General features: G+C 40.4%; 1 protein-coding gene and 2 tRNA genes. 1 reads left to right on the forward strand and 2 read right to left on the reverse strand.

Annotation, left to right across the window (positions count from 1 at the left end; all coding sequences use genetic code 11):
- Positions 1-88: 88 nt before the first annotated feature.
- Both LI074_RS16925 and LI074_RS16930 read right to left on the reverse strand, forming a co-directional pair.
- Positions 89-159, reverse strand: a tRNA-Trp gene (locus LI074_RS16925).
- Between the two features lie 110 nt (positions 160-269).
- Positions 270-357 (reverse strand) — tRNA-Ser (locus LI074_RS16930).
- A 202-nt stretch (positions 358-559) separates the two neighbouring features.
- On the opposite strand from LI074_RS16930, the gene epsC reads away from it, so the two are divergent.
- On the forward strand, positions 560-1,486 hold the full coding sequence (gene epsC, locus LI074_RS16935; protein ID WP_008705761.1) for a serine O-acetyltransferase EpsC: 927 nt from the start codon (positions 560-562) through the stop codon (positions 1,484-1,486).
- Positions 1,487-1,877: the final 391 nt, after the last annotated feature.

The raw sequence follows: 1,877 nt of genomic DNA on the forward strand, positions 1-1,877 counted from the left end.
TCATAGTTTTATAAATACTTACGATTTCTGCTTTTTGCTAAAGTTAATGACATTGAGTAAATACAAGGCTTTCGAGCGTTTTTAAGAGCAGGGGATGAGAGAATCGAACTCCCACCAAAGGTTTTGGAGACCCCTATCATACCATTTGACCAATCCCCTATCAAAACCAACTTGTAAAATTTCTTTTACTGTTGCAATTATACATATAAAAGCAACGATTGTCAAGCTTATTGTGCATTTTTATTATAAAGAATTTTACAAAGAAAGAGCGGAGATGGAGGGATTTGAACCCTCGCACCGGTTGCCCGGCCTGCCGCATTTCGAGTGCGGTCCCTTCAGCCTCTTGGGTACATCTCCATATTAAGATTAGAAACAGTTCTGAAGTGTAACCGGAACTGTTTTTTATTATATAAGGAATCTACGGAAAGGTCAATTCTTTTTTTATTGACGAATTGGTTTTGCTGTAATAAGATAATAACAAAATGCGGTTGTGTACCCTCTGGATTGCTATTGTCCGGGGACAATAAGCAGCTGCGAGGAAAGCAGATAGGTGACGATTATGACAGATAAGAAGAAAACAATTCTGGAGGCTGTGGAGAAGCTGACAGATACTTACCGTAAAGAAGAACTCTTTCTGGGAAAGGACAGAGAACGTCTTCCAAATAAGAAAGAGATTATTAACTTCATTAAAGATATGAGGTCTATTATTTTTCCCGGATATTTCAGTGTGGATTCCAGTGCCAGCGTGTTTCCGGAGCATTATGTGGCATATCGCCTGAATGATCTGTATGACTGCTTGCAGGAGCAGATTGAGATTGCATTTTTATATCAGGGTGAAGAGGAACAGAAGGCCAAAGAACATGCAGAGCAGATCACAGAGCGATTTTTTGCAAATGTTCCGGAAATCCAGCGTATGCTGCTGACTGACCTGCAGGCTGGTTTTGATGGTGACCCGGCTGCCAAGAGTAAAGAGGAGATTATTTTCTCTTATCCTGGATTTTATGCAATTTATGTATACAGACTTGCACATGTTCTTTATCTGGAAAATGTGCCGTTTATTCCAAGAATTATGTCTGAATATGCACATGGTTATACAGGTATCGATATCAATCCGGGTGCTACGATTGGAGAATATTTCTTCATTGACCATGGAACCGGTGTTGTAATCGGTGAGACTACAGAGATTGGAAAGAATGTGAAGTTATATCAGGGCGTGACTCTTGGCGCACTTTCCACCCGTCAGGGACAGCTGCTTGCCAATGTGAAGAGACATCCGACGATCAGAGATAATGTGACGATTTATTCTAACTCTTCTGTGCTAGGCGGTGAGACTGTGATCGGAGAGAATACGATTATCGGAGGTAATACCTTTATTACAGCATCTATTCCGGCAAACACCAAGGTCAGTGCGAAGAGTCCTGAACTTGTGATCAAGAAACCAAGAAGTTCAGTGGAAGCTACGAATGTATGGGATTGGGAGAACTGATCTCTGGTTAACACTGTAAAATTTTGTTTTCCTGACAGGTTCCATCATATACAGTAAGTCCAGGCTTTCATCGTGGAAAGTAATAAGTAGCAGGTGGAAATTTGCTTATATCAGGAGGAGTGAAAGCTCCTTCTGATAAACTGCATAGCAATTATTCGATATAGAGCTGAGCAGCGAAACGGATGATTTTATCTGCGTGACAAATTGTTTGCCAGATGATGATTTGTATATGTTGTTAAAAAAATAGAAAAAATTTAAATTTAGTGTTGACAAATACAGTTTCATCATATATACTAATCTTCGTTGATGCGACAGAGATGCACAGACAACAAGCTGTGCGGGTGTAGTTCAATGGTAGAACACCAGCCTTCCAAGCTGGATACGTGGGTTC

This window comes from Blautia sp. MSK18_10 (genome assembly GCF_020553185.1).
Lineage (GTDB): Bacteria > Bacillota > Clostridia > Lachnospirales > Lachnospiraceae > Blautia_A > Blautia_A wexlerae.